At 60.4% G+C, this 24,548-nt stretch carries 20 protein-coding genes; 3 read left to right on the top strand and 17 right to left on the bottom strand.

What is annotated here, in order from left to right:
- The first annotated feature begins 12 nt into the window (after window positions 1-12).
- Window positions 13-1,119 carry an ATP-binding protein gene (locus ABHR76_RS02190; protein ID WP_138113764.1) on the top strand — a complete coding sequence of 369 codons (1,107 nt, stop codon included), beginning with the start codon at window positions 13-15 and terminating at the stop codon, window positions 1,117-1,119.
- A gap of 195 nt (window positions 1,120-1,314) precedes the next feature.
- Here the strand turns inward: ABHR76_RS02190 and ABHR76_RS02195 are convergent, their stop codons facing one another.
- The 8 genes from ABHR76_RS02195 to ABHR76_RS02230 form a co-directional block, all read right to left on the bottom strand.
- Window positions 1,315-1,959: a DUF4867 family protein gene (locus ABHR76_RS02195; RefSeq protein WP_138113762.1), complete on the bottom strand. Its 645-nt coding sequence runs from the start codon at window positions 1,957-1,959 to the stop codon at window positions 1,315-1,317.
- A gap of 135 nt (window positions 1,960-2,094) precedes the next feature.
- The gene (locus ABHR76_RS02200) at window positions 2,095-2,583 is read right to left on the bottom strand and encodes an S-ribosylhomocysteine lyase (RefSeq protein ID WP_138113760.1); all 489 of its coding nucleotides are present in this window, start codon (window positions 2,581-2,583) and stop codon (window positions 2,095-2,097) included.
- Between the two features lie 202 nt (window positions 2,584-2,785).
- The gene (locus tag ABHR76_RS02205; protein ID WP_175406100.1) at window positions 2,786-3,796 is read right to left on the bottom strand and encodes a LacI family DNA-binding transcriptional regulator; all 1,011 of its coding nucleotides are present in this window, start codon (window positions 3,794-3,796) and stop codon (window positions 2,786-2,788) included.
- A 182-nt stretch (window positions 3,797-3,978) separates the two neighbouring features.
- The gene (locus ABHR76_RS02210) at window positions 3,979-5,397 is read right to left on the bottom strand and encodes a 6-phospho-beta-glucosidase (RefSeq protein WP_040360109.1); all 1,419 of its coding nucleotides are present in this window, start codon (window positions 5,395-5,397) and stop codon (window positions 3,979-3,981) included.
- Between the two features lie 146 nt (window positions 5,398-5,543).
- On the bottom strand, window positions 5,544-6,992 hold the full coding sequence (locus ABHR76_RS02215) for a PTS transporter subunit EIIC (protein WP_138374337.1): 1,449 nt from the start codon (window positions 6,990-6,992) through the stop codon (window positions 5,544-5,546).
- Window positions 6,993-7,062: 70 nt separating this feature from the next.
- Window positions 7,063-7,902 (bottom strand): PRD domain-containing protein, encoded by an 840-nt coding sequence (locus ABHR76_RS02220; protein ID WP_040360113.1) that lies wholly within the window; start codon window positions 7,900-7,902, stop codon window positions 7,063-7,065.
- A gap of 249 nt (window positions 7,903-8,151) precedes the next feature.
- Window positions 8,152-9,126 carry a nucleoside hydrolase gene (locus ABHR76_RS02225; protein ID WP_346976699.1) on the bottom strand — a complete coding sequence of 325 codons (975 nt, stop codon included), beginning with the start codon at window positions 9,124-9,126 and terminating at the stop codon, window positions 8,152-8,154.
- A 4-nt stretch (window positions 9,127-9,130) separates the two neighbouring features.
- Window positions 9,131-10,126 carry a ribokinase gene (locus tag ABHR76_RS02230; RefSeq protein WP_346976700.1) on the bottom strand — a complete coding sequence of 332 codons (996 nt, stop codon included), beginning with the start codon at window positions 10,124-10,126 and terminating at the stop codon, window positions 9,131-9,133.
- Window positions 10,127-10,312: 186 nt separating this feature from the next.
- Between ABHR76_RS02230 and ABHR76_RS02235 the strand changes: the two genes are divergently transcribed.
- Window positions 10,313-12,556 (top strand): acyltransferase family protein, encoded by a 2,244-nt coding sequence (locus ABHR76_RS02235; RefSeq protein WP_346976701.1) that lies wholly within the window; start codon window positions 10,313-10,315, stop codon window positions 12,554-12,556.
- A gap of 543 nt (window positions 12,557-13,099) precedes the next feature.
- Here the strand turns inward: ABHR76_RS02235 and ABHR76_RS02240 are convergent.
- From ABHR76_RS02240 to trhA, 8 genes are all read right to left on the bottom strand, one after another.
- The gene (locus ABHR76_RS02240; RefSeq protein WP_271737788.1) at window positions 13,100-14,296 is read right to left on the bottom strand and encodes an Nramp family divalent metal transporter; all 1,197 of its coding nucleotides are present in this window, start codon (window positions 14,294-14,296) and stop codon (window positions 13,100-13,102) included.
- 74 nt (window positions 14,297-14,370) lie between these two features.
- Complete coding sequence (locus ABHR76_RS02245; protein WP_195361873.1) at window positions 14,371-16,215, bottom strand: magnesium transporter; 1,845 nt, start codon at window positions 16,213-16,215, stop codon at window positions 14,371-14,373.
- Window positions 16,216-16,543: 328 nt separating this feature from the next.
- Window positions 16,544-17,950, bottom strand: coding sequence for a polysaccharide deacetylase family protein (locus ABHR76_RS02250; protein ID WP_346976702.1), 1,407 nt, complete (start codon window positions 17,948-17,950; stop codon window positions 16,544-16,546).
- A gap of 72 nt (window positions 17,951-18,022) precedes the next feature.
- Window positions 18,023-18,778 carry a PRC-barrel domain containing protein gene (locus tag ABHR76_RS02255; RefSeq protein WP_195361872.1) on the bottom strand — a complete coding sequence of 252 codons (756 nt, stop codon included), beginning with the start codon at window positions 18,776-18,778 and terminating at the stop codon, window positions 18,023-18,025.
- Window positions 18,778-19,167 carry a YtxH domain-containing protein gene (locus ABHR76_RS02260; RefSeq protein ID WP_035136593.1) on the bottom strand — a complete coding sequence of 130 codons (390 nt, stop codon included), beginning with the start codon at window positions 19,165-19,167 and terminating at the stop codon, window positions 18,778-18,780. The genes ABHR76_RS02255 and ABHR76_RS02260 overlap by 1 nt, the downstream gene beginning before the upstream one ends.
- Before the next feature lie 136 nt (window positions 19,168-19,303).
- Window positions 19,304-20,137 carry a cyanophycin synthetase family protein gene (locus ABHR76_RS02265; protein WP_346976703.1) on the bottom strand — a complete coding sequence of 278 codons (834 nt, stop codon included), beginning with the start codon at window positions 20,135-20,137 and terminating at the stop codon, window positions 19,304-19,306.
- Between the two features lie 24 nt (window positions 20,138-20,161).
- Window positions 20,162-21,535 carry a hemolysin family protein gene (locus ABHR76_RS02270; protein WP_006235739.1) on the bottom strand — a complete coding sequence of 458 codons (1,374 nt, stop codon included), beginning with the start codon at window positions 21,533-21,535 and terminating at the stop codon, window positions 20,162-20,164.
- Window positions 21,536-21,645: 110 nt separating this feature from the next.
- Entirely contained in the window at window positions 21,646-22,329 is a 684-nt protein-coding gene (gene trhA / locus ABHR76_RS02275) for a PAQR family membrane homeostasis protein TrhA (protein WP_346976704.1), read from the bottom strand.
- 186 nt (window positions 22,330-22,515) lie between these two features.
- Between trhA and ABHR76_RS02280 the strand changes: the two genes are divergently transcribed.
- Entirely contained in the window at window positions 22,516-23,481 is a 966-nt protein-coding gene (locus tag ABHR76_RS02280) for an alpha/beta hydrolase (protein ID WP_138374333.1), read from the top strand.
- A gap of 163 nt (window positions 23,482-23,644) precedes the next feature.
- Here ABHR76_RS02280 and ABHR76_RS02285 read toward each other — a convergent pair.
- Window positions 23,645-24,548 (bottom strand): DUF362 domain-containing protein (locus tag ABHR76_RS02285; RefSeq protein ID WP_346976705.1); only part of this gene is annotated, 904 nt, incomplete at its 5' end.

The following is a 24,548-nucleotide window of genomic DNA, read 5'->3' on the forward strand; positions in this document are numbered from 1 at the left end:
GAAAGGAGACTTATGACTGAAACCATCTTCTCCCCCTCATTTGGAAATCGCCCGTCCTATCTGGTGGGGCGCGGGAACGTGATTTCGACATTCATCTCCGGTCTTGAGCAGGAGCCGGGCAATCGCGACCGAGCCATGCTCATGCTTGGACAGCGAGGCAGCGGCAAGACGGTTCTTCTGTGGGAACTTGCCGACCGCGCACGCAAGCTCGGCTTTGTTGTCGCCACGCCCACCGTGGCCTCCGAGGATATGCTCGAGCGCATTGTTGAGAAAATCCAGGAAGCAGGCGAGCCGTACGTCAATAAACGCCGCCTTCCCAAACTCACGAGCGGCAGTCTAAGTGTTTTTGGGTTCTCGGCAGGCCTCGAGTTCACACGAGACGTGCAGGAGACCAAGAGCTTTCAGTTCAAACTCACACAGCTCGCGCGCAAACTGACCGAGCAGGGACACGGCACCCTCATCCTCATCGACGAGCTCCAAGCAAATTCACCCGAGATCAGACAGCTCGTCACCGCCTATCAAGAGCTCGTCGGCGAGGGACTCAACGTCGCGCTCGTCATGGCGGGCCTCCCGGGAGCAGTCTCCGCGACACTCAACGACCGCGTACTGACATTTCTCAACCGCGCATGCAAAGTCACGCTCGAACCGCTTTCAGTCGGAGATGTCGATGCATATTATCAACGGGCTTTCGAAGAGCTCAACCTTGATATTCCAGGCGATCTTCGCCTCCGTGCCGCTCGTGCAACCCAAGGTTCGCCCTATATGCTGCAGCTCATCGGCTACAACATCGCCAATCGCTGCGAGGCCGGAAAACGCGTAACGCCAGAGCAAGTCGACGGAGCTATCGAAGCGTCAAAGGCCGATTTCGAAAACGATGTTTGTGAAACGACGCTCGCCGCGCTATCGGACCAAGACGTCGCGTTTCTCGACGCAATGATTGATGACGAAGACGCCGTTTCGCGCATTTCCGATGTTGCGAAGCGCATGTCAGTCACACCCGACTATGCGCAAAAGTATCGCCGTCGCCTCATCGACGCCGGCGTTATCGAACAAGCGCGCCGCGGTTACGTGCGTTTCGCTGTTCCATATATGGCTGACTATCTGCGCAGCCAGCTCTAGGCAGCCACCACAATGGGGACAGGCGCCTTTGTGGTGGATTGGGCCCGGTTTGTCTCGATCTGTAACAGTTAGGCCGCCAAAATCGGGCCTGGTGTTACAGATCGAGATTTTCGGGCGGCCTCTACGGTATGTCTCGATCTGTAACAGGTAGAAACGATTTAGCCCGCTAGATGTTACAGATCGAGACGAAAGGTTCTAGTCCACGGCGATGTCGAGGTTCTTGCCGATGAGACCTACGTAGCCGCCCTCGGCAGCCTTGGGGCTGTCAGCATGGCAGAGAACCCACTTGTCGGCCTTCCAGTAGCAGTAGCTGTCGCCAGCCGTGGGCATGTCGGCTGCAGCCTCGGGGCGCGGGCCGTTGGTGCCGGCGGGCAGCGCCACTATCACCTGGAAGCCGCCGTCGTCGACCATGCAGGGCGTGTAGTGAAGCGTGGTGTTGAAAACCTCAACAAGCGTGCCGGCCGGCACGCGGAACGCCTTGACGCACGCGGTATCGAGCTTGCCGTCCTCGATCTCCCAGCGATGCGCCACGAGCAGGATAAAGTCGCGAGCGCCCAGGTTAAACTCGCTGGCGCGGTGATACTCCAGGCAGTTGAGCTGCGTGTTGTGGCCGTTGCACCAGCCCAGCTGGAAGGGGCGGCCGCCAAACATGAGAAAGCCCAGCTTATCGGCATCCTTAACGCCCTCGAGCTCGGGCGCGGAGGCCACATACTTGCTGCCATCGGGGATGGGCGTGGAGGCAAGCGCCTCGAGCACGGGCGACGTAAGCTCGGACGGAACGTTATCCCAAACGTTGCCATAGGACTTGAACTCGGGATCAGAGACAGAGTAGATATGCATGTTCGCTCCTGTTCGTTTGTGTGACAGTATGAACATTCTAGAACAATCTCATTCTGTTTTGAGCACTCGGTATAAAAAAGCGCTCCGCAAAGAGCGGGAGCGCTTCTGGCACAAACGTTATTCCTGCAAGCGGCCTTACGCCTGTTGATAGTGCAGGTGATTCTCGTCGATATCGGCCAGGTCGCGGTCGAGGTAGCGGCGCGCGAGCCAGTTTGCCATGGGGAGGTTCTGGTCCAGGTAGTTACCGCACTCCTCGGGAGCGGCACCGGGGACATCGCCCTCAAAGCCGGCGACAAACTCGAACAGCTCACGCACGAGCGGCAGAATCTCCTCACTCGTCAGCTCACCAAACACGACGAGGTAAAAGCCCGTGCGGCAGCCCATGGGGCCAAAGTAGACAATGCGGCTCGACCACTCGGCATGATTGCGAAGGAACGTCGCGCCCAAGTGCTCGGTGGTGTGGCACTCGGCCGTGTTCATAACCGGCTCCTTATTGGGCGTGGTCAGGCGCAGGTCAAAGGTGGTGACGGCGGCGCCGGTCGCCGGATCGCGGTCGATGCGGCTCACATACACGCCGGGCTCAAGCAGCAGATGGTCAACGGAAAAACTCGCGATGCGCTCCATGGCAGGTCCTCTCGATAGTCAATTTGGGACGGGGCTCTTTTAGCTGGTTTGAATGGTCGCACCAATCATACCAGTCAAAAAAGCCCCGTCCCAAATGAGCTACCCGGGACGGGGATCAATGAGTTTTAAATCCCCGTCCCAGAAAAATCATTCTAGGTAATCTAGAAGGACTTTTCCGCTCTGGGGTCTGGCGCCGTTCCGACTAGATCTCGCGCACGCTTTGGCGCTCGACAAAATAGGTCGATACGGCCGTCTTGCAGGTATAGCTCTTGGGATTGCGGATGTTGCCCACCAGGCGGCGCACCGCGATCTCGCCCACCTCGTGCTTGGGAACGTGCACCGTGGTGAGCGGCGGGTTGGAAAAGGCGCCCAACGACAGGTCGTCAAAGCCGATGATCGAGACATCCTCGGGCACGCGAATACCGTGCTCGTTGAGCGCGCGCATGGCACCCACGGCGAGCACGTCGTTTTCGGCAAAGAAAGCCGTCGGCAGGTCGTTGTGCGAGACGCTGTCGAGCCACGCGCCCATATCGCGATAAGCGCCCTCGAGCGTGGTGCCCAGCGTGACACGCCATGCCGGATTGGCCTCGAGGCCCGCATCCTCAAGCGCTTGGCGATAGCCGCGCTCGCGGTCCTTAAAGTTGCGGATGCGAAGGTCGCCCGCCAGATAGCCGATTTGCTTGTGACCTTTCTCGATAAGGTAGTCCACGGCACGCAGCACCGAATCGGTGTTGGCGATGACTACGGCATCGAAGTACTGGCGATCGCTCCAGCCGTCGAGCACAATCAGGTGGGCGGCAGCGTCGGCGAACAGGGCGTAGTCCTCCTCGCCCAGCTCGGTACCCATCAGCACGATGGCGGCCGACGGGTCGGCGATCAGGCCCTCGACCTGCGGGCGCACGGCGTCCAGGTCGCTAAAGTCGAGCGAGACAAAGCTCGTGCTCATGCCGTGGCGACGCGCCTGGCGCTCCACGCCCTCGATGACCGCGGGATGGAAGGTGCTCTCGTCCAGGATGGCGCCCGTCTTGCGCGCAAGCACAAACTGGATGCTCTCGAGCTGCGTCGACTGCTGATAGCCAAGCGACTGCGCGCACTCCAGGATGACCTTGGCGGTCTCCTCGCTCACGCTGCGCTTGCGGTTGAGCGCGTTGGACACGGTTGCGGGCGAAAAGCCGGTAATGCGGCTGATCTCGCGGACGCTTGCTTTAGCCATCGTTCCCCCTAGCATCGGTCGCGGCCGAGCATCGTGGCTTGACCGCCCCGTGGCTCGGCAACTAAACGACCGCAAATTCAATCTAAACAGAAGAGTAAATGTTTATTAGCTAGTTTAGCCTGTTGTCAAGCAAAGTGGCGCGACTATTCCCCCAACGGGCGCATTTGTCCATCTTAACGTTATTACGCAAGGTCTTCGCCATTGCTTGCTATTACGCGTCGGTACCATTCGAAGCTTTTCTTTTTACGTCTCTCAAACGAGCCCGCACCGCTATCGTCTCGATCGACATAGATAAACCCGTAGCGCTTACGCATCTGTCCTGTGGCGACCGAAACCAAATCGATCGGGCCCCAACAGGTATATCCCATGAGTTCCACCCCGTCGAGCTCGACGGTCTCCCTCATCGCCTCGATGTGGGCCCGCAGGTATTCAACTCGATAGTCGTCTTCTATTTCACCCGAATCTTCCGGCACATCAGGAGCACCCAAACCGTTTTCGACGATGAACAGCGGCTTTTGATAGCGATCCCAGATTTCATTCATGGTGACGCGCAGCCCTTTGGGGTCGATAAACCTCCCCCAAGGCTCCTGTTTTAGATACGGATTAGGCGCCGAGCGAAGAAGGTTCGAATCGAACTGACCTTCCGCATGCGCTTTTGCGACGCGCGTCGAGTAATACGAAAACGAGACGAAATCGACCAGGTTTGCAGCCAGTACTTCGCGGTCATCATCCCGATAGGGCACCTCAAAACCATGGCGGGCGTATTCCTTGAGAACATAGCTCGGGTACGCACCGCGCACCTGGACGTCGGTAAACATGTAATGGCTGCGATTCTCAGCCTGCGCAGCCAGCACATCGTCCGGATCACATGTAGCCGGATAGAAGACACCTGCGTTGAGCATGCAACCGATCTTCGCCCCGGGGCACAGTTCATGACACGCCCCGACCGCACGGGCACTCGCAACCAATACATGGTGCACGGCCGTGTGAACCGTTGCATAGCGATTCTCCCCTTGCTCGAAGATGATCCCCGCCGCCATAAAGCACGCCTGCGTCATGATGTTGATCTCGTTAAAGGTCAGCCAATAATTGACCAATCCCCGATAGCGCTCGAACACGGTACGCGAATATCGATCGAACAGGTCGACCAACCTGCGATCGCGCCATCCGCCATACGCATCGACGAGATGCATGGGGACATCATAGTGGTTGAGCGTCACCAAAGGCTCAATGCCATGCGCGCGGCACGTCCTAAAAACATCCTCGTAAAAGGCAAGGCCTTCTTCATTGGGCTCGGCTTCGTCTCCTTTGGGAAAAATGCGGCTCCAGGCGATCGATAAGCGCAGGCATTTAAAACCCATCTGGGCAAACAGTTCAATATCCTGCTTGTACCTATGGTAAAAATCAATGCCTTTGCGAGCGGGATAGAAGCTGTCGGGTGCCAACGCACGCGGATCAAGGTCTCCCCGCATGACGTCCATGCGTTGATCGCCAAACGGCAGCATGTCGGAATTGGCTAAACCGCGACCGCCTTCGTTCCATCCTCCCTCGCACTGGTTTGCAGCCAGAGCCCCGCCCCATAAAAAATCTTCTCTAAACATTATGGTGTCGTCCTTTCTATCAAATTCCCGGCCCACGCTGTCGAACGCAACGGACTCGGCAAGTGCCGCGCAACAGCACAGTACCGTTGCGCGGCCAAGGGGTCGGACCGCGCAACGGCTGGGGAGCATATTTGTGCAGTAGCCTCTTATGCCTCGACGGATTCAACAGCCTCAGAATCGCCGCTCTTGGACTTCAACGGCATCTTCTCCTGTCCTTCAAATCCAAAAACCATCGCCAACGCAAACGTCACGGCACCGCCAGCAAGACACCCGATGGTGCCGGGGATGATATCCTGAGCAAACATGAGCACGTTCATCCATGGGAAACCAACGCCAGTGAAGATATAGACGTTGGCATGAAGAAGGCTTACCAGCAGACCACCGACAGCACCACCAATCATGTTCCAGGCAAGAGCTTTCTTGTCGCGAAACAGGATGCCGTAGATGATGGGCTCACTCACGCGACCGAAGGCATAGGTGATGAACAAGTTCCAGCCCGTGGCTCGATTCTCCTTGTCCTTAGCGCGCAGGCCATAGGCGAGCGCGATGGCAAGCGTGGTGTAGGCTACAACCGCGGCGCCGGGGTATAAGATGGCGTCGTAACCGTTCTGGAGCGCGGCGGGCAATATGGCGGTATAGATCGGCACGTGCATGCCGGTGGCGATGATCAGATTCCAGAATGCGCCGATAACCGCGGTCGCAGCGGGACCGGCAACAGAGGCGAGCCAAATGATGAAATCGGCCACAAGGCCCATGACAAATTGGACGGCAGGGCCGCAGAGGCACAGCGCGACCGGCAACATCACGAGCACCGTACCCACGGGTACGATCAGAACGCGCAACATATCAGGCGAGATCTTCTTAAAGAAGCGCTCAACATAGGACTGGGCCCAGGTGATCAAGATGACCGGAAGAACAGCCTGGGTGTAGTTGACGAGCTGCATGGGGATGCCGAAGACGCTGAAAGGCTTTCCGTCCTCAACAATAGCGAGCATGTCGGGGTAAATCATCACAACGGCGATGAGCAGTGCCAGCACAGGACTCGTTTTGAACTTCTTAGCCGAGCTATAGGCGGCAAACACCGGGAAGTAGTAATACGCCGCATCGCCCACCAGGGAAAGGATCCGATACAGGTCGCTCGTTTCGGACATAAAACCGGCGCCTTCGGGCCCAAACAGAATAACGAGCATCTTGAAGATACCGGCGACACAAAAGATCGGAAGGATCGGGGTGATAGCGCCGCTCACGGCATCGAGCAGCTGATTGAAGAGGTGCTTGGGCGCCAAGCGCTCCTTCCAGCTAAGCTGAGGGCCATCGAGTTCCTCGTCAATCGATACCGTGACCTCGAATCCGCCCTGCTTACAAACCTCGTCGTAGACCTTGTCGACCGTGGGCCCGATCACCAGCTGCACCTGCCCTCCGGCGTGCACGACGCTGATGATAGACGAGATGTCCTCAAGCTTCTCATCATTCGAGAGGCTTTCATCCTTGAGGCTGAAGCGCAGGCGCGTCATGCAATGCGTAACCGAAGCCACGTTTTCCGCCCCGCCCACAGTGGAGAGAATCTGCTCTGCCACCTTTTTGTAATTTGCCATCATTGGCTCCTTTGCACAATCTTGGCTTACTGTTCGAATCGGCAAAGGTCATGCCCCGAATGGCTACGGGTTACAATCCTTTTTTGGAGATGATCCGGTTGAGATGGATCATCAGATAGAGTTCCTCCTCCTCGGAGAGCGTGGCGTCCCACGTTTCACGACAATAGGAACCGATATGCTTCACGCACTCTGCCAACTGCGGAAACTCCTCACGAAAGTTCTTGTACATCTGCATGTTGGCGCTGTTCAGCGACTCGCCGGCTTGAATGCGCTTGAACAGGTACCGCAGATGCGTGGCGAAGCGGGTGAAATCAAAGGAATCGCGGTCGACAATAATGCGGAAATCGCTTTCGAGAATCTCGATAACGTCCTCGAGCATATCGTCGAACTGCTTTGTGGGCTCGGCCGTGGCTTTGACGGCTTCAACAACCCGTGCGTTCACGAGATTCATCGCAATACTGGCAATCTCATCCTTGGGAAGCCGCTCTCCGAGCTCCTTCTCGAGTCGCATGACGATAAACTGGGCAGCCTTGTATTCCTTCGGATACGTCTCCCGCACTTCATAGGCAAGAGGCATCGCGATGCGGACCCCCTTTTGGGCTCGCGCAACGGCAAACGACAGGTGATCAGCCATGAACAGCGTCGCATTGGTCGAGAGGTCGTAGGGCAGTTCGTTGGCAACGATGTCCATAACTTTCGCCGCAAACATCACGATATCCGAGGGAAGATCCCTCATGACATCTTGTCCTTTAGGATCAATGTCGTAAAACGTATGCTCGATTTTAGAAAGAGGGAGCTCTCGAGGAAAATCTCCGCCGAAACCGACGCCCCTGCCCATGGCGATGACATCTCGCCCCTGTCCGTCACGGCAAAGAACCGCGTTGTTGTTAAGCTTTTTAATTGCAAGCATGGTGAACCTCCTTTCAAGAACACTCACAGAAAAAGGCATGATAGCCAATAGCAGTGCTATTGCGGTCATGCCTTACGTAACAATCCGTGTTGTATTGCTCTTGGGCATGCCTCCACACAGGAGTAACAATCCAAGATGCAAAATGCATTATAGCGCTCTCCCCGCCCCGGGGACCATCGGGCTGGCGAACGGTAGATGTCGGCCCGCCAGCGGCCACATCGAGCAGATGGGCGTGCTTCGATCCCGAGCCTAGCCTAGGATGCGGGCCATGCGCGCCTTGAACTCGGACAGAAAGCGCGGGGCGTCCACGGTGAGTGCCACAAGCGCGCTCTTGTCGGGGTCGGACAGGCGATGCTCGTCGCAGATAGTGCGGCCGCGATACTCGCCGAGCAGGTCGACGCGCAAGTTGCAACCAAGTGCGCCCACGAGCGTGGGATCAATCGCCACGGCAACGGCAAGCGGATCGTGCAGCGCGCAGCCGCCCAGGTAAGGGGCGTTCATCTCGTACGAGCCAATGTAGTGCTCGACCATACTCGCAAATGCGCAGCCCGCCATGGTGCCCGAGCCCGTCCAACCGGCAATGTCGCGGCGCGTCAGCACCACGCGATGCGTCACGTCAAGACCAACCATGGTGAGTTTGCGGCCCGAGCGCAGCACGGCGTCAGCGGCCTCGGGGTCGCTCGCCATGTTGGCCTCGGCACCGGCGCTCACGTTGCCGGGCACGGTCAGGGCGCCACCCATCACCACCACGCGGCCGATAGACATCATCGCCGCCGCGTCGCGCTCAAGGGCGAGCGCCAGGTTGGAGAGCGGACCGGTCGCCACATAGACCAAGTCGGGACCATAGGTACGCGCGGCATCAATCAGGTAATCGACCGCCGCATTGCCATCGGCCGACGTCGCGCCCACCGGCTCGTACGGCGAGGCGGGCACGCTTGCGCCGCCGATGCCGTTCTTGCCGTGGATAAGCGTGGTGGACGCCGGCGGCGTGTAGGGTTCGGTCGCCTTCACGGGACGATCGGCGCCCAGGTACACCGGCACCTCGGGACGACCCAACAGGTCGAGCACCGCCAGGCAGTTGTGCGCCGACTGCTCGACGCGCACGTTGCCAAAGCACGTGGTGATGCCCACGAGTTCCACCTCGGGGCTCGCGATGGCATAGGCAAGCGCCATCGCATCATCCACACCCATATCCAGATCAAGGATCAGCTTCTTGGTTGCCATTGTTCTACTCCGCTTCTCCGTCTACATCCAAACCGTCTAAACCAAACTTGTGCTCGACTTCCGCACGCGTGGGAATTGATTGCTGAGCGCCCAGGCGCGACACCGTCACCGCCGAGGCGCGAGCGCCCGCCGCCATGCACTCAAAGAGCGGCAGGCCCTCCAGGCGAGCCGCGGCAAGCGCACCGATAAATGTATCGCCCGCGGCCGTCGTATCGACCAACGTGCTCGAGAGCGCCGGCATGCGCAGCGGCTCGCCGTCATCGCCGAGCGTAACCGACCCGGCGCCGCCCAACGTGATGACCGCAGCTCCGGCACCCTTGGCGAGCAGGGCATTGAGCGCCGCGACGCAGCTCGCATCATCCGCGGGCAAGATGCCCGTCAGCACCTGGCACTCAGTCTCGTTGGGACAGACCAGGTCGACCGCAGGCCAGGCCTCCGCAGGCAACTCGCAGGCAGGCGCCGGATTAAAGACCGTATGGAACCCGAGCTCGTGAGCGCAAACAAGCGCCTCGGCCGTCGTCGCAAGGTCACATTCGCCCTGGGCGATAAAGACGCTTCCGGCAGCCGGGGCAATATCGCTGGCGTCTCCGTCGAGCTCATCGGCTACCAGACGCCTCAGCGCGCGGGCAACATCCTCGCCCGCGAGCGCATGGTTGGCACCCGGCGACAGCACGATGCGGTTGTCACCCTCGCAGCGAATGATGGTCGCCGTTCCCGTCTCCACGTCATCGCGACGCGCTACAAAGACACAGTCCACGCCGGCGTCTTGGAGCCCCGCCACGAGCGACGTGCCAAATGCGTCGCAGCCGACCGCGCCGATCATATGCGTGTGCGCGCCCATGCGCGCAGCAGCGACGGCCTGGTTGGCGCCTTTGCCGCCGGCGTTGGTGATAAACCCGCTGCCGCCAACGGTCTCGCCCGCACGCGGCATGCGCTCGCACGCCACCGAAAGGTCCATGTTCATGCTGCCGAACACCGCAACGATGCCGCTATCTGCCATGGAAACCTCCTCGTCCGCGGGCTCTGCACCCGCCGTTGGCCGTCAATCGTGCGCTCTCGCGCCTCTATAACTTTAGTTCACTTTGATGTGGACGCGCGCTTGAGCTTGCGCCGGCAGCAAGCATTCACAGGAGCAGGCGGTTACAATGAAGACGTGCTGATTATTCTCGTCATTGGATGATGTTTTATGGAACAATTCCCACAATCGAGCCCACGCGGACCGCGCCGCGCGCCCGATAACCAGGCGCCGCACGAACGCCCGCGCGCCGACCGCCGCACCGGCGAGTCGCGACGCGGCCCGAGCCCGCATCGAACGCCCACCAACAAGGACGCCCATGCAGCCAAGACCAACACCGGCGCCACACACTCGTCCGCTACCGACAAGCAGGCACCCGCTCGTCCCAAGTCCCGCTACATTCCTGCGCTCGACGGCCTGCGCACGCTTGCCGTCGTCGCGGTGGTGCTCTATCACCTCAACCTCACGTGGGCTCAGGGCGGCCTGCTCGGCGTCACGATCTTCTTTGTGCTTTCGGGCTATCTGATCACGCGCTTGCTGCTCAACGAAGTCGCTAAGACCGGCCGCATCGACCTTAAGAGCTTCTGGATTCGCCGCATCCGTCGCCTGGTCCCCGCCGTGGTAACGGTAGTGTTCGTGACCTGCGCGCTGTGTACCATCTTTAACCACGTGATGCTCACCAAGATGCGCCCCGACATCCTGCCGTCGCTGCTGTTCTTCAACAACTGGTGGCAGATTGCCCAAAACGTCTCGTACTTCAATGCCCTGGGCGACCCCTCACCGCTCACGCACTTTTGGTCGCTTGCCATCGAGGAACAGTTCTACCTAATTTGGCCGCCACTGCTGTTTGCCATGGTATCCATGCATGTGAGCAAGCCCAACACGCGCCGCGTGGTTCTGGGCCTTGCCGCGGTATCTGCCCTCGCCATGATGGCGCTCTATAACCCCGCCGCCGACCCCAGCCGCGTGTACTACGGCACCGACACCCGTGTGTTCTCGCTGCTGCTGGGTGCCTGGATGGCCTTTATCCCCGATCGCGACCTGGCGCCGGTGCGTCTCGCTCGTCGTTTGGGGCTCAATCGCCTGGCCGGCGCCGCCAAGCACGGCAAGAACGCCGAGGGCAAGCCTGGCGAGAAGGCCGACGAATCAGCCGAGACCGCCCCGGCACAGCCGAGCGCCCTCGTGCGCTTTTGGTCCTCGCCCGCATCCATCGATGTGTTGGGCGTCGTGGGCCTGGTTGGCCTTGCCGCCATGGTCGCGCTCACCAACGGCTACACCGCGTTCCAGTATCGCGGAGGCACGCTGCTGTGCTCGATCCTCACGCTCATGGTCATTGCCGCCTGCGTGCAGCCCCAGGGAATGGTTGCCCGCGCGCTGTCCGCCGAGCCGCTCGTGTGGGTTGGCAAGCGCTCGTACAGCATCTACCTGTGGCACTATCCGCTGCTGTTGCTCATGAACCCAGTCGCCAACATCAACGATACACCGTGGTGGCAGTACATTTTGCAGGTGCTGCTGGTGGTCGCCGTGGCCGAATGCTCATATCGCTTTATCGAGACGCCGTTTAGAAAGGGCGCCTTTGGGCGCACCGTATCCGAGTTCCGCGACGGCACCGCCACGCCCGCCAACTGGGTGCGCGCGCACGTCCCTGTCTGCGCAGCCTGCGCCGTTGTGTTGGTCGTTGCGCTGGGCGGCCTGATCTTTGTGCCCGAGACGTCTGCGCTGAGCGGCGAGGGCGCCGAAGTTCTGAACAAGGAAGCCAAGAATACCGCACCCACCGACCAGCAGGCGGCCGACGACACCGACAAGGACAACGACGGCTTCCCCGATGGCTCCTACGATCTGCTTATGATCGGCGACTCCGTGTCGCTGCGTGCCGTGGACACTTTTGACGGCGTTTTCCCGCACAGCCATATCGATGCCGAAAAGGGCCGCCAGTTTGATGCGGGCCGTGCGACATTTGAGGGCTATATCCAGCAGAACCTTGCCGGCAAGATCGTGGTCTTTGCACTGGGCACCAACGGCTTGGTAACCGACGACCAGATCGACGCCATCATGGCCGATGCAGGAGATAAGCGTATTGTGGTGTTTGTGAACACGCGCAGCCCGCAGCCGTGGGTTGGCTCTACCAACCAGGCCATCGCCAACGCCGCTACGCGCTACAAGAACGTGCGCGTTATCGATTGGTACGGATACAGCGCTAACCGCAACGACCTGTTCGATGGCGATGGCACGCACCTATCGACCACTGGCGTGACTGAGTACCTCAACTTGATCCACGATGCCGTCAAGAAGGACCTGCCCGTACACCCCGAGGATCACGTCAACGATCCGCAGCCGGCAGCCGTCAAGTCTGCCACCGACGCGCTCGTCAATGCGCTCGCTCTCAAGCCGCACAAGTTGGGCACCGACAAGTAACCTGCAGCGCAAACTTCCCACATCCGGAGGGGGCGTCTGCCGTGGCAGACGCCCCCTCCGGCAGTTAGGGACGTTCCTTATGTGCCGGTACCTAGGGACACTCCTGGCGCAGCCAATGAAGACCTCTACGGATGAATTCCAGGCCGCTCCGTCGCTCCAGACATCGTTTCCGCGCCTCGCGCCTGCCCCAAACAATCAAAACAAGCCCTTTTCGCCGCACCCTCAAAGGTCTGTGGGCAAAAAAGGGCAAATATGAGTACTGTTACCATTTTAGTAGCAGGCAAAACCACCCAAAATGACGTCCGAGCGAACCCTACAACCCCCTAAGACAGCCAACCTGACTGGTTTAAGGCGTATTGGAGCCAATTTTAATGAACATACTATAGGTTATGTTTATTATCTTCTTGAATGTAAATGCTATTCACTTAGCAACAGTACTCATATTTGGCATTTTTTGCCCACTGCCATATAACTAACACCCTATAGCAGACAAAAACAGGCCGCAGCCCATCGCTGCGGCCTGTTTGGAGTCCAAAAGAGGCGCTAAGCGCTGTAACCCATCGCCTGCAGAACAAACATGACGACCGTGAGCACCGTAATCACACCGATAGTCGCCCAAGTGAGCACATTCCACACGCGGCCGTTGCGGTTAGTGCCCATAATGTGACGGTCAGCGGCAATAACCACCTGGAACACCAGAACCACGGGCAGTAGCACGCCATTGATGACCTGCGAGGTCATCATAATCTGGAACAGATCGACGCCGGGCATAAGCACCAGCACGGCAGAGATACCGATGATGGCCGTAATGATGCCGCGATAGACCGGAGCCTCGTCCCAGCTGCGGTCGGCACCGCGCTCCCAGCCAAATGCCTCACAGATAGCGCTCGACGTAACGCCCGGCAGCACGCAGGCGGCCAAGAAGCTCGCCGCGACCAGGCCCGAGGCAAACAGTACCGTGGACCACTGACCCGCAATAGGCTCCAACGCGCGGGCAGCATCGGCGGCATCGCTAATCTGAATACCCGCCGGGAACAACACCGTACCGGTCGTGATGATAATAAAGCCGGCAATGACATCGGCGGCAAGCGAGCCGCTCACGGTATCGATGCGCTGCAGCACGATATCGTCCTCGCCCGCGTTCTTATCGACCACGTTGTTCTGCGCCAAGAAAATCATCCACGGCGCGATGGTGGTACCGATCGTTGCGACCACGAGCGACACGTAGTTGGGATCATTTTGAATGTTAGGCACGACCAGGTCGACCGCGACCTCGCCCCAGTTGGGGCCGGCCATAAACGCGGCGACGACGTAGGTCACGAACACGCAGCTTACCAGCAGCAAAATCTTCTCGATGCGCTGGAAACTGCCCGACATGGTAAGCATCCACACCAGCAGCGCCACGAGCGGCACCGAGATGCTCGCCGGCACGCCAAACAGAGCAAGGCCACTCGCGATACCCGCGAACTCCGAGATGGTCACCGCCGTGTTGGCGATCAACAGCGCCGCCATGGCCAACACGCTCTTGCGCACGCCAAAGCGCTCGCGAATGAGCGACGCCAGGCCCTTACCCGTGACGCATCCGCAGCGCGCCGCGGTCTCCTGCGTCACGATAAGCAGCACGGTCATGACGGGAAGCATCCAGAGCATCTTGTAGCCATAGCTGGCACCCGCGCTGGAATACGTTGCAATGCCGCCGGCGTCATTGCCCGAAAGCGCCGCCAGCAGACCGGGACCCATAGCGCCAAAGATGGCCGCGATGGTCAACTTTTGCTTGGTGCCCGACTTTTGCTTGGTATTTTGCACGCGACCACCTAACCCATGACCGACATGGTGAGCAGCACCGCAGCGGCGCAGTACGCTACGCACGAGATCATGACGGCAATAACGTTCATGGCAGTGCCCGACGTGTTGAGGTCATGCTCGTCACGCCAGAACAGCACCATCAGGTAAATCACGGCGCTCATGTTGCCAACCAGGCAAATGATGGCAGCGATATTAAAGCACCCGGTAAAGAGTTGCTCCTCAAACATGGGCGCATCGGGGAACGCAGCGGTGCGCACCAGCTGGGCGCACAGGTAGGTCACGAGTGACAGAATCAGGCCCATGCCCGTGCTCTGGAAGAAGAACCCCAGATACGGCTTGGGCTCGTCGTCGTGACCGTCATACTCCAGGAAGTAGTTCTTGACGAACGACACCATGCGCGAGGCCGCCAGCAGTACGAGTGGCATGGCGCACATGGGGAACACCACCAGATGCGCGGAGCCGAGCGCCGTTCCCAGCACGGTCGCCATGATGCACGACGCGATGCCCCATACAACAACCCAGTACTGGCGATGCACGAACCAGCTGAGCACGTTCGTCGAGTCGTCCGACGCGCTATCGCCCGAGCCGACACCGGCGATCTGCAGGTCCTCCTGATGCTCCTCAGCGATAACGTCCATGGCGTCGTCGAAGGTCACGATACCCAGGATATGACGGTTCTCGTCGCAGACAGGGATGGCAACCAGGTCGTACTTGGTCATCTCGTCCGTTACGTCTTCCTGGTCCTCGTCGGGCGACACATAGACCAGGTCGCGATAGGCCAGCTGACCCAGCGTGGCGTCGCGGTCGGCTACGATCAGCGTGCGCAGCGAAAGCACGCCGGTCAGCATGCCGCTCGGATCCTCGGTATAGACGTAGTAAACGCTCTCGAAGTCCTCGTCGAGCTCGCGAATCGCCTCGATGGCGTCACCGACCGTCGCCGTGGCGGGCAGGGAGACAAACTCCGAGGTCATGATGCGGCCGGCGGTGTTGTCCTCATACCCCAGCAGGTTACGAATCGCCTTCTCCTCCTTGACGCCCATCAGGCGCAGAAGCTTCTCGGCCTTCTCGTAATCGAGCTCGTCGATCAGATCGGCGGCGTCGTCCGGGTCCATCATGGCCAGCATCGACGATGCGTCGGTGTCGGACAGGCCCTCGAGCATCTCGGTCATAAGCTCGTCGTCATCGAACTCCGAGATGGCCTCGGCGGCCTGGGCAGTATCGAGCTGCGCAAACACCTGCGCACGCAGGCGCGGGTCGAGCTGCTCGATAATGTCGGCGATGTCGGCAGGGTGCAGCTCGCCGAGCGTCTTGTGCGACACCGAGAGTTGAATGTTCTTGGTCGAGCGGTCGAGCAGGTCCATGTAGGACCAAGCGATGATGTCCTCACTGAGCGGCTTGCCCAGGTGCTTCATAAAGCCTTCGACGATATGCTCGAGCGCGGGGCTGATGGCGCGTAGCAGACCGCGGGCACCGACCTCGGCGCCCAGCAGGCGCAGCTGGTTTTCGCCCGACATGGAAAACTTGATGTCGTTGACGCGCACGACCTTCATGCCCTGCGTGTCGACGATCTGCTTGTTGAGCACGTCGCGCGCCAGCAGGAGCTCGGTCGGCTGCAGGTACGAAAAACGGATTTCGGTGGCCGACGTCTTAAGGTGTACGCCCGTCTCGTCGATACGGTCGACCCATTTGCGCCAGCTGATCATAAACGGCGTCTTGCCGGGGCCGCGGAACGCGAGCGACGTCACGTGCGGAAAAACTTCGCCGGTAGCAATGCCAAAATCGTTGACCACGCCGAGCTTTTCGCCGTCGACGTCCAAGACCGGCAATTTGAGCATCTCACTCAGATAATTCAATGGTGCTCCCCATCATTATTCCCCCGGACGCGGCCGCGCGTGCGGCGTCCGGGGGCTTCTGGATATGTATACGCATGCGCGGGCGGCACGCCGCTCGACGCTTACACCCCGTGCATGCGCAGAAAGCACCTGCATGGGGTCATCGACTGTATGGTCGAGGTTTGGATTTCACCTGTAACCTTTCTCTTGACCCTCATTAACCGCAGTAACTATAGCATCAGCATCGCCCTGCGGCATCGAATTTATGCGCTGCACATTGCAGGCATACCAAACGCTGACGCATCCGTGACATAGCCGTTGGGGACGTTCTTAAACGACTACCCAATGACTACTCTGTGGTGTCGTCGTCCTCGGCAAGTTGGGGGAACACGGCGTCCTTGGGCATGGTGACCTTCGTCAGCGAGGTGAGCTTTTTGCTCAGCGACGTGTCCGTCTTGACCAGGTCGCTGAGCGTCACGATCTTGTAGCCGTCGGCAATGAGGCCGTCGATAATCTGCGGCAGCGCCTCGAGCGTCTGCTCGGCGCATTCGTCTCTATCGGTGAGCAGCACGATATTGCCCGGCGTCACCGAATCGAGCACCGTCGAGACCTGCTCGTCGGCACCGTTGAGCAGCCAGTCGCCCGAGTCAATATTCCACGAGACCACGGCGGAGACCAGGTCCATCGCATCAATCCAGTTTTGTTCGTCAAAGGCAGCGTAGGGAGCACGCAGCAGCATCGTCTTCACGCCGGTCGCCGACTTAATCGCATCGGTGCCTTTCGTGATCTGTTCGCGTACCGCCTCACGGTCCTGACCCTTGAGCGAATCGTCGCTGTAGCTGTTGGATCCGATCTCGCACCCGGCGTCGACAATCGCCTTGGCCGTGGCAGGCGAGGCCTCGGCCGCATCGCCCGAAAGGAAGAACGTCGCGGTGACGCCCTTTTCCTTGAGCACCTGCAAGATCTGTTTGGTGGCGCCGCTCGGACCCTCGTCAAACGTCAGTGCCACGTACTTTTTGTTGCCCTTGGGCGCCACGCTGGCGCACGCAACAACGCAATCGGTGGCGGGCACAACCTCGCCGCGGTCTTGCGTCTTGCCTGACCGCTCACCAACCCACACCTCGGATCGGCCCTGGACACCCCATGTCTGCACATACTCGATAGCGCCCGTGCCCTCGACCTTGAGCTTGGGCTCGATAACCGTAGCCTGAACCTCGTGCTTCTCGTAAGTGTTACGGCCATCCTTGACCGTCACCTTCTCGCCGCCCTCGAGTTCGCGGCTATCCCATTTGCCCTGCTTCACGCGCTTGCCGTCGACCTTCACCGACAGCTTTTCGCCCCCATGGCGCTTGAGCACGCTGTCATCGACGGCCAGCAGGTCGCCTGCGTCGTAGGTGTCAGTCAACTCCTGGTCGTCGATGAGATTCTGCAGCGTAGAGCCCACACGCACCGCGGTCTTCTGGCCGTTGAGCTCCACGTCCACACTGCGGTTGACGTAGCCCACGACGGCAGCGATAAACAGCACGAGCGCGCAACCCACGGCGATGAGCGCGTAGGGCAGGCGAGACGAACGACGGGGCGTACGGCTGTTGCCGATGCGCGCACTGCGGTCGCTAAAGCCGCGGCTATGGTTGAGATACATCGCGCCGGGCTTACGGTGACGCTTGCGCTGACCGCTGGGCAGCTGCCCCAGGTCGCGGCGCGCCGTCGGACGCGCACCCGAACGCCCGTTTAAGTTGGATCCGTTTTGGCGCATGTGCCCTCCCCCATAAACACAGCAAGCCGGAGCAACAGGTCTCCGGCTTGCCTCCCATCATTTGGTACGTCGCTATTTTGTAGCTTTTGACGAGCCTCCGCTCGCCTTTTGGTATTCGTCCTTAAAGGCCTTGAACATGCCGCGCGTCTTGCCGAGCTGCTTGCCCAGTGCGCGACTGCCCTTGTCCACGGCAACCGATCCCTTGTCGTCGAGCACCTTGGCGCCCTTTTTGACCTTGTCGCCCACCACGACGCTGGCCTCGGCGGCCTTGGCAGCCGCACCGCCCGAATACCCGAGCGACTTGACCTCGTCCGAGACGACCATCGCGCCGTTCTCGTAGCCGCGCAGCATCGTCGGCGGCACCTGCGTGTCACCAACCAAAACACTCGAAGCAGCACCGGCGGTCACATAGAATGCCTGCACGATGCCCGAGCGCGGCTTGAACTCAACGTCCGAGCAATAGCCCACGACGTCGCCCGATTCCGTGCGCACGTCCATACCGACCCAGATGATGCAATCGTCCAGGTTGATGTCGAGGCGCTTGGCCGCAGCGGTATCGTAGGTGCCCTTGACGTCGTCAACCGCGATGGCGCCCTCGTAGACACCAATGGCGTCGAGCGCTACGAATCGGTCGGGACGCTCGATCATACCCGCGATATCGGACTGGCGGACCATAAAGCCGACCACGCGCGTACCGCCCGGGGTAAAGACCGGAAAGTGAATCTTTCCGAGCTTTTTAGGGCTGCGCGGTGTGCCGTCCTTTTTGGTACGCTTGTCCTCAGTAGGCTTGCGATAGATCTTGGCGCCGACAAAATCCCCGGCGCGCATTATGCCTCGGTCGAGGGCTCCGCAGCCTCGGTATCAGCCTCGACGGCGTTCTCGACCACGACGTCGGCGGCAGGCGTCACGTTGCCGCCCGAAATGGCGTCGTTGAGCTGCTCGCGCAGCTGGTCCATGCGCTCGCGGGCCAGGTCGACCTTGGCGCGCAGGTCGTCGGTCTTGGCGTCGACCATCGGGCCAAAGTCATTCACCGCAGCACGGGCCTCCTCGGCGCTGTGCTCGTAGGTGTCGCGCATATTGTCCCAGGCGTCGTTGGCGATATCGGCAGCCATGGCGCGGGTCTCGGCGCCCGAGCGCGGGGCCAGAGCAACGCCGACAATAGCGCCGGCAGCGGCACCAAAAAGTGCGCCGGAGACAAAGCTGAAAGTCTTACCCATGATCATTCCTCTCCTGCGGGCACGTCGGTGCCCACCGTTTGAATGCTGTCCATTATACCCGCAGCGCATCACTTGCCGCTCCGCTCATCTGCGTACGGCAAAGGCGCAGGTACGTGATGGTGATAAACGCGTAGGCCTACTCCTGGGGCATAGCCGGCATGGCCACCGTGGCACCCGGGTCCTCGCCGGCGCCGTCCACGAGCGGCAGGCCGCCCTCATGCGCAGGTCCTGCCGGAACCGTCGCAGCACCGCCAAAGACGGCAGCGGAGGCCTCGTGGTCCTCGGCAACCGCGCCCTCGGTATCAATCGCCACCTGGGGCTCGTCGTCAAAGTTGGGGACGCCCTGGGGCTCGGCGGGAACGGGCTCGGCGGTCGCATCGGCAACGAGCTCGGCGTCGACCGGCACATCGCCCTCGTCAGCGCCCTCGTCCTCGGCAGCATCTTCGCCGTTCGCAGCGGCGACGGCCTCGTGAGGATCCTTGCCCTCGGCCTCGGCGCGCATGCCCAACACCAGGTTGCGCAGACCCGCGACCGTGCCTTCCACGTCGGGGGCAGGCTGGTCGGCGTGCAGGTACGCCCAGTCCATCATAAAGGTGGCCGACGACAGCGCACCAATGGCCAGCGCGTCATCGGGGCACGAAAGCTCAACCTCAAAGACGCGCTCGTCGTGCTCGCTTACGCGCGTGCGGCCGCACGAGATGCTACCGGCAAGACCGGTCTCGTTCATGAGCTCAACCGTCACGTGCTCCAGCAGGTGGCAGAGCTCGGTCTGGCCCATGCAGTCCTGGAACTCGCGACCGGAATCACCCAGGCACAGGTGCTTGGCAATCGCCGGCACCAGGTAATACACGCGCGCCGTAGCCTCGATATCCTCCGAGGTCATGAGCGGCATGCCGGGGTTCACCAGCACGTGCGCGCAGATCTTGTCCTCGCTGACGGTGACCTTAAGGATGTTGAACAGGCCTGCCATAACTCTCCCCTACTCTTCCTTGCCCTACTCGTCGCCATCGTGCGGATCCACAGAGCCCGCACCCGACGCCGCCGGCTTCTCTGCCGAAGACTCGGAATCCTTCTTATCGGTTTCGGCCGGAGCGATCACGCGAATGAGCGAGATGCGCTGGCCACGCATCGACTGCACTTTAAACTTGTACCCCGCGACCTCAAACACCTCTCCGATGTCGGGCACCGAGTCGCAAAGCTCCAAAATCCAGCCGGCGATGGTCTCATAATCATCGCTTTCCTCGAGCGGCCAACCAAGCTCAATCGCGTCATCGCACGAAAAACGCCCATCGACGAGCCACTCGCGGCGCGAAAGGCGCGTGAGATACTTGTTGTCGGGGTCGAACTCGTCCTCGATCTCGCCGACGATCTCCTCGACGATATCCTCGATGGTGATAATGCCGGCCGTGCCGCCGTACTCGTCCACGACCACCACGATCTGGTCGTGCGAGGTCTGCATCTCGGACAGTAGCGGCAGGATGTCCTTGGTGTCGGGCACAAAGGTGGCGTCGCGCAAAAAGCCGGCGATGGGCTGGTCACCCTTGCCGTCGAGCGCGGGTTGGATCAGGTCCTTGATGTGCGCAATGCCGGCGACGTTGTCGGGATCCTCGTGATAGACGGGGATGCGGCTGAAGCCGGTCTGGCGCATGGTGGACAGCACGTCGGCGACCGTCTCGTCGTCCTCGCACATGGTGGTGTCCACGCGCGGCACCATGACCTCGCGGGCAACGGTATCGCCCAAGTCAAAGATCTCGTGGATCATACGCTTTTCCTCGTCGAGCAGGTCGTCCTGCTCCGAGACCATGTACTTGATCTCTTCTTCCGAGACGTTTTGGCGGTCGTCGGCGCTCTTGATGCGCAGGATGCGGGCCAGGCCATCGGAGCAGGCGCCGGTCAGCCACACGAGCGGACGGGCGATCTTTTGGAAAAACGACAACGGTCCCACGACCTGCTTGGACACGCCCTCGGCATTGGCCAGGCCGATGCGCTTGGGGACGAGCTCGCCGATCACGATGGACACGAAGGCGACCGCGACGGTGATGATGACCGGCGCCAGGCCGCGCGCGATGGCGGAGAGCGGCGCGATGCCAAAGCTCATGAGCCACGTGGCGAGCGGGTCGGACAGACTCGTCGAGGCGACGGCGGACGAGGCGAAGCCCACGAGCGTAATGGCAACCTGGATGGTGGCGAGCAGCTGGTCGGAGTCGGCAGCCAGCTTAATGGCACGCTCGGCGCGCTTGTCGCCTTCCTCGGCCTCGTGCTCCAACACGGCGCGCTTGGCCGTGGTGAGCGCCATCTCGGACATAGAGAAGTAGCCGTTGATGAGGGTCAAAACGAGGGTGGTGATAAGGGAGATGGTTATGTCCATCGGGAGTTTCTCGAACCTCCAAGATTCGGGACGTCAGGTTAAAACGTTGATGGCGGATACGGCAATTGCACCGGCGCCCAAACGAGAACGCGGGCGCGCAGGCGTGGTCGCTAGATTACGAAGAGGATCACCGCCATGAACTGGAAGATGCTGCCGGCGAGCACCCACAGGTGAAACACGCTGTGCAGATAGCGCACGTTTTTGGCGATATAGAACGGCACGCCCGCGGTGTAGCACACGCCGCCGACGGCGAGCAGGGCAAGTGCCACGGGGTTGAGCAGCGCAACAAGTTCGGGCAGCTTAAAGACAACGAGCCAGCCCATCAGCAGGTAGACCAGGCCGCTTACCCAATGCGGCTGGCGCTCGCGTAGGAAGCACTCGAGGGCGATGCCGATGATGGCGATGGCCCATACGGCAAAGAACAGCACAGCGCCGCCGTCGTTTGCGAGCGTGATGAGGCAAAACGGCGTATAGCTGCCGGCTATGAGCAGGTAGATGCAGCTGTGATCGATGATGCGAAACACGCGCTTGGCGCGAGCGGGCTGAATCGCGTGGTAGAGCGTGGAGGCCAGATATTCGAGAATAATGCTGACGCCATAGACAATCGCCGCGGCCATATGGGCCGGGCCTCCGCCGCGCAGGGCGGCGAATACGATCAGGAGCACCAGGCCCGCGATACCCAGCAGGCAGCCGACACCATGGGTGACGGAGTTCATGATCTCCTCGCCCGCCGTGTAGTGTGGAACGGCCGCGGTCTTGGGTCGCGGCTTAGAACTGTCGCTCGAATCGGACATGCCGGTTACATCCTCCAACGTAAAGAGTTCTCAACACTATATCAAAGCGTCTGGGTGCGTGCGAAATTTGCACCATACGTGACCCTTTGTTTACCCATTCTTTGCCTGTTGACGCATCAACGGCGAACGTCCATAATGCGCTTGCATTAAATGTTGATGTATTAACATCTTATAGGAGAATACCGCATGGCTCAAAACGCACGTTCCCATCGAAAGCTCAAGATAGCCGGCATCGTTGCACTAGTGGTTGTCGTTGCGCTGCTCGGATTTGCCGGCAACTTTCTGTTTGACTTCGCGCTGAATCCCCGCGCGCCATACACCATGAAGATGATGCAGGATAGCAAGAACGACAAAGAAGGTGAGCAGCCGGATGCCGAGGATACCGAGGCGCGGGCGTGGTTTAAGGAGAACCGCGAGAGCAGCAGCCTCACCGCGGACGATGGGACCGAGCTTGCCGCCTGGTATTTTGCTGCGTCGGAGAGCGCACACGACTACGCCGTCTGCCTGCATGGATATACCAACGAGCCCATCGGTATGGCCCGATACGTCAAGCGATTCCACGACCGCGGCATGAACGTACTCGCACCCGCCGCCCGCGCCCACGAGCGCTCCGGCGGCGACTATATCGGCATGGGCTGGCCCGAACGCCTCGACATCGTCGCATGGATCGAGCGAATCGTTCAGGCTGACCCCAAGGCGCGCATCCTGGTCTTTGGCGAATCCATGGGCGCGGCGACCGCCATGAACGTCGCGGGGGAATCTCTGCCCGCAAACGTGAAATGCATTATCGAGGACTGCGGTTATACGAGTGTTTGGGACGAGTTTTCTCTGCAGCTCAAGGACGTGTTCGGCCTGCCCAGCTTTCCCTTGCTCGATGTAGCAAACTTGGTGTGCAACGTGCGCGCGGGCTACGACTTTCATAAGGCGAGCAGCGTGGAACAGCTCAAGCGCGCGACGGTTCCCATGCTGTTTATCCACGGTGACCAAGACACCTTTGTGCCGTACAGCATGCTCGACCAAAACTACGACGCGTGCGCCAGCAAGGTCAAGCAAAAGCTCACCGTCCATGGCGCCACCCACGCCAAGAGCGCGCAGGTCGACCCCGAACTCTACTGGAACACGGTCGACGACTTCCTCGACGAGTATTTTTAGGCAAAAAGCAACGTCTGGGGTTTTGTTGCCAAAAATCGGTTTGTGGTCGGCGCTATTCGATTTTCCTCGCACTTCCAAAAAGCCGCCCGTGGGCGCTGTGCTCACGGGCGGCTTTTGCTCAACTTACGCTACAAAGGCGCTTATTTTGTCCAATAGCTAGGCGCTACTTGACCTCGATAAGCTCGTACTTGCTCGTGCCCAGGCCGATCTTCTCGGCATGCGCGATGCACACGCGCCAGTCGGTGTCGGGATGCGTGATGCAGAAGGGATCCTTGGCCTGCTCGCCCTCCAGATGCTCGTGGTTGTGCTCCATCTTGGCCGCGCTATCGGTGAGCTCGGTGTTTGGCAGCGGCTCGGATGCCATGACGGCATCGGCGCAGGCCTGGTCGATGGCGACCGGGTCGAAGCTCGCGAACATGCCGATGTCGTTGACGATAGGCGTATCGTTTTCGGGATGGCAATCGCAATTGGGGCTGATATCCATGGCAAGCGAGATATGGAAGCTCGGGCGACCGTCGACGACGGCCTTGGTGTACTCGGCGATCTTGCAGTTGAGCACGTCGGCCGCGGCGTCATAGCCGGGCTTGATGCAGTCCTGGTTGCATGCCGCAATGCAGCGACCGCAGCCCACGCAGCGATCGTGGTCGATGGTGGCCACGTGCACCGTGCGGGTGTTGCCGTTGGCAAGCTCGCGCTCGCGGGTGTCGTTGAACGAGACAGCGTCGTGCGCGCAGATCTTTTCGCAGGCACGGCAGCCAACGCAGTGCTCGGTCGAGACGTTCGGCTTGCCGGCGGCATGCTGCTCCATCTTGCCGGCGCGGCTGCCGCCGCCCATGCCCAGGTTCTTCATGGCGCCGCCAAAGCCGGCCTGCTCATGACCCTTAAAGTGGGTGAGGCTGATCACGATATCGGCATCCATGAGCGCCTGACCGATCTTGGCCTCGTGCACGTACTCGCCGCCCTCGACCGGAACAAGCGCCTCGTCGGTGCCCTTGAGGCCGTCGGCAATGATGATCTGGCAACCCGTAGCATACGGGGTAAAGCCGTTCTGGTAGGCGGTATCGATG

The sequence above is a fragment of the Collinsella aerofaciens genome, assembly GCF_039752985.1.
GTDB lineage: Bacteria > Actinomycetota > Coriobacteriia > Coriobacteriales > Coriobacteriaceae > Collinsella > Collinsella aerofaciens_BT.

Bases quoted from the DNA above. Each gene is read 5' to 3' on its own strand.
- ABHR76_RS02190 (WP_138113764.1), top strand. From the start codon at position 13: ATGACTGAAACCATCTTCTCCCCCTCATTTGGAAATCGCCCGTCCTAT.
- ABHR76_RS02195 (WP_138113762.1), bottom strand. From the start codon at position 1,959: ATGCATATCTACTCTGTCTCTGATCCCGAGTTCAAGTCCTATGGCAAC.
- ABHR76_RS02200 (WP_138113760.1), bottom strand. From the start codon at position 2,583: ATGGAGCGCATCGCGAGTTTTTCCGTTGACCATCTGCTGCTTGAGCCC.
- ABHR76_RS02205 (WP_175406100.1), bottom strand. From the start codon at position 3,796: ATGGCTAAAGCAAGCGTCCGCGAGATCAGCCGCATTACCGGCTTTTCG.
- ABHR76_RS02210 (WP_040360109.1), bottom strand. From the start codon at position 5,397: ATGTTTAGAGAAGATTTTTTATGGGGCGGGGCTCTGGCTGCAAACCAG.
- ABHR76_RS02215 (WP_138374337.1), bottom strand. From the start codon at position 6,992: ATGGCAAATTACAAAAAGGTGGCAGAGCAGATTCTCTCCACTGTGGGC.
- ABHR76_RS02220 (WP_040360113.1), bottom strand. From the start codon at position 7,902: ATGCTTGCAATTAAAAAGCTTAACAACAACGCGGTTCTTTGCCGTGAC.
- ABHR76_RS02225 (WP_346976699.1), bottom strand. From the start codon at position 9,126: ATGGCAACCAAGAAGCTGATCCTTGATCTGGATATGGGTGTGGATGAT.
- ABHR76_RS02230 (WP_346976700.1), bottom strand. From the start codon at position 10,126: ATGGCAGATAGCGGCATCGTTGCGGTGTTCGGCAGCATGAACATGGAC.
- ABHR76_RS02235 (WP_346976701.1), top strand. From the start codon at position 10,313: ATGGAACAATTCCCACAATCGAGCCCACGCGGACCGCGCCGCGCGCCC.
- ABHR76_RS02240 (WP_271737788.1), bottom strand. From the start codon at position 14,296: ATGGGTCCCGGTCTGCTGGCGGCGCTTTCGGGCAATGACGCCGGCGGC.
- ABHR76_RS02250 (WP_346976702.1), bottom strand. From the start codon at position 17,950: ATGCGCCAAAACGGATCCAACTTAAACGGGCGTTCGGGTGCGCGTCCG.
- ABHR76_RS02255 (WP_195361872.1), bottom strand. From the start codon at position 18,778: ATGCGCGCCGGGGATTTTGTCGGCGCCAAGATCTATCGCAAGCCTACT.
- ABHR76_RS02260 (WP_035136593.1), bottom strand. From the start codon at position 19,167: ATGGGTAAGACTTTCAGCTTTGTCTCCGGCGCACTTTTTGGTGCCGCT.
- ABHR76_RS02265 (WP_346976703.1), bottom strand. From the start codon at position 20,137: ATGGCAGGCCTGTTCAACATCCTTAAGGTCACCGTCAGCGAGGACAAG.
- ABHR76_RS02270 (WP_006235739.1), bottom strand. From the start codon at position 21,535: ATGGACATAACCATCTCCCTTATCACCACCCTCGTTTTGACCCTCATC.
- trhA (WP_346976704.1), bottom strand. From the start codon at position 22,329: ATGTCCGATTCGAGCGACAGTTCTAAGCCGCGACCCAAGACCGCGGCC.
- ABHR76_RS02280 (WP_138374333.1), top strand. From the start codon at position 22,516: ATGGCTCAAAACGCACGTTCCCATCGAAAGCTCAAGATAGCCGGCATC.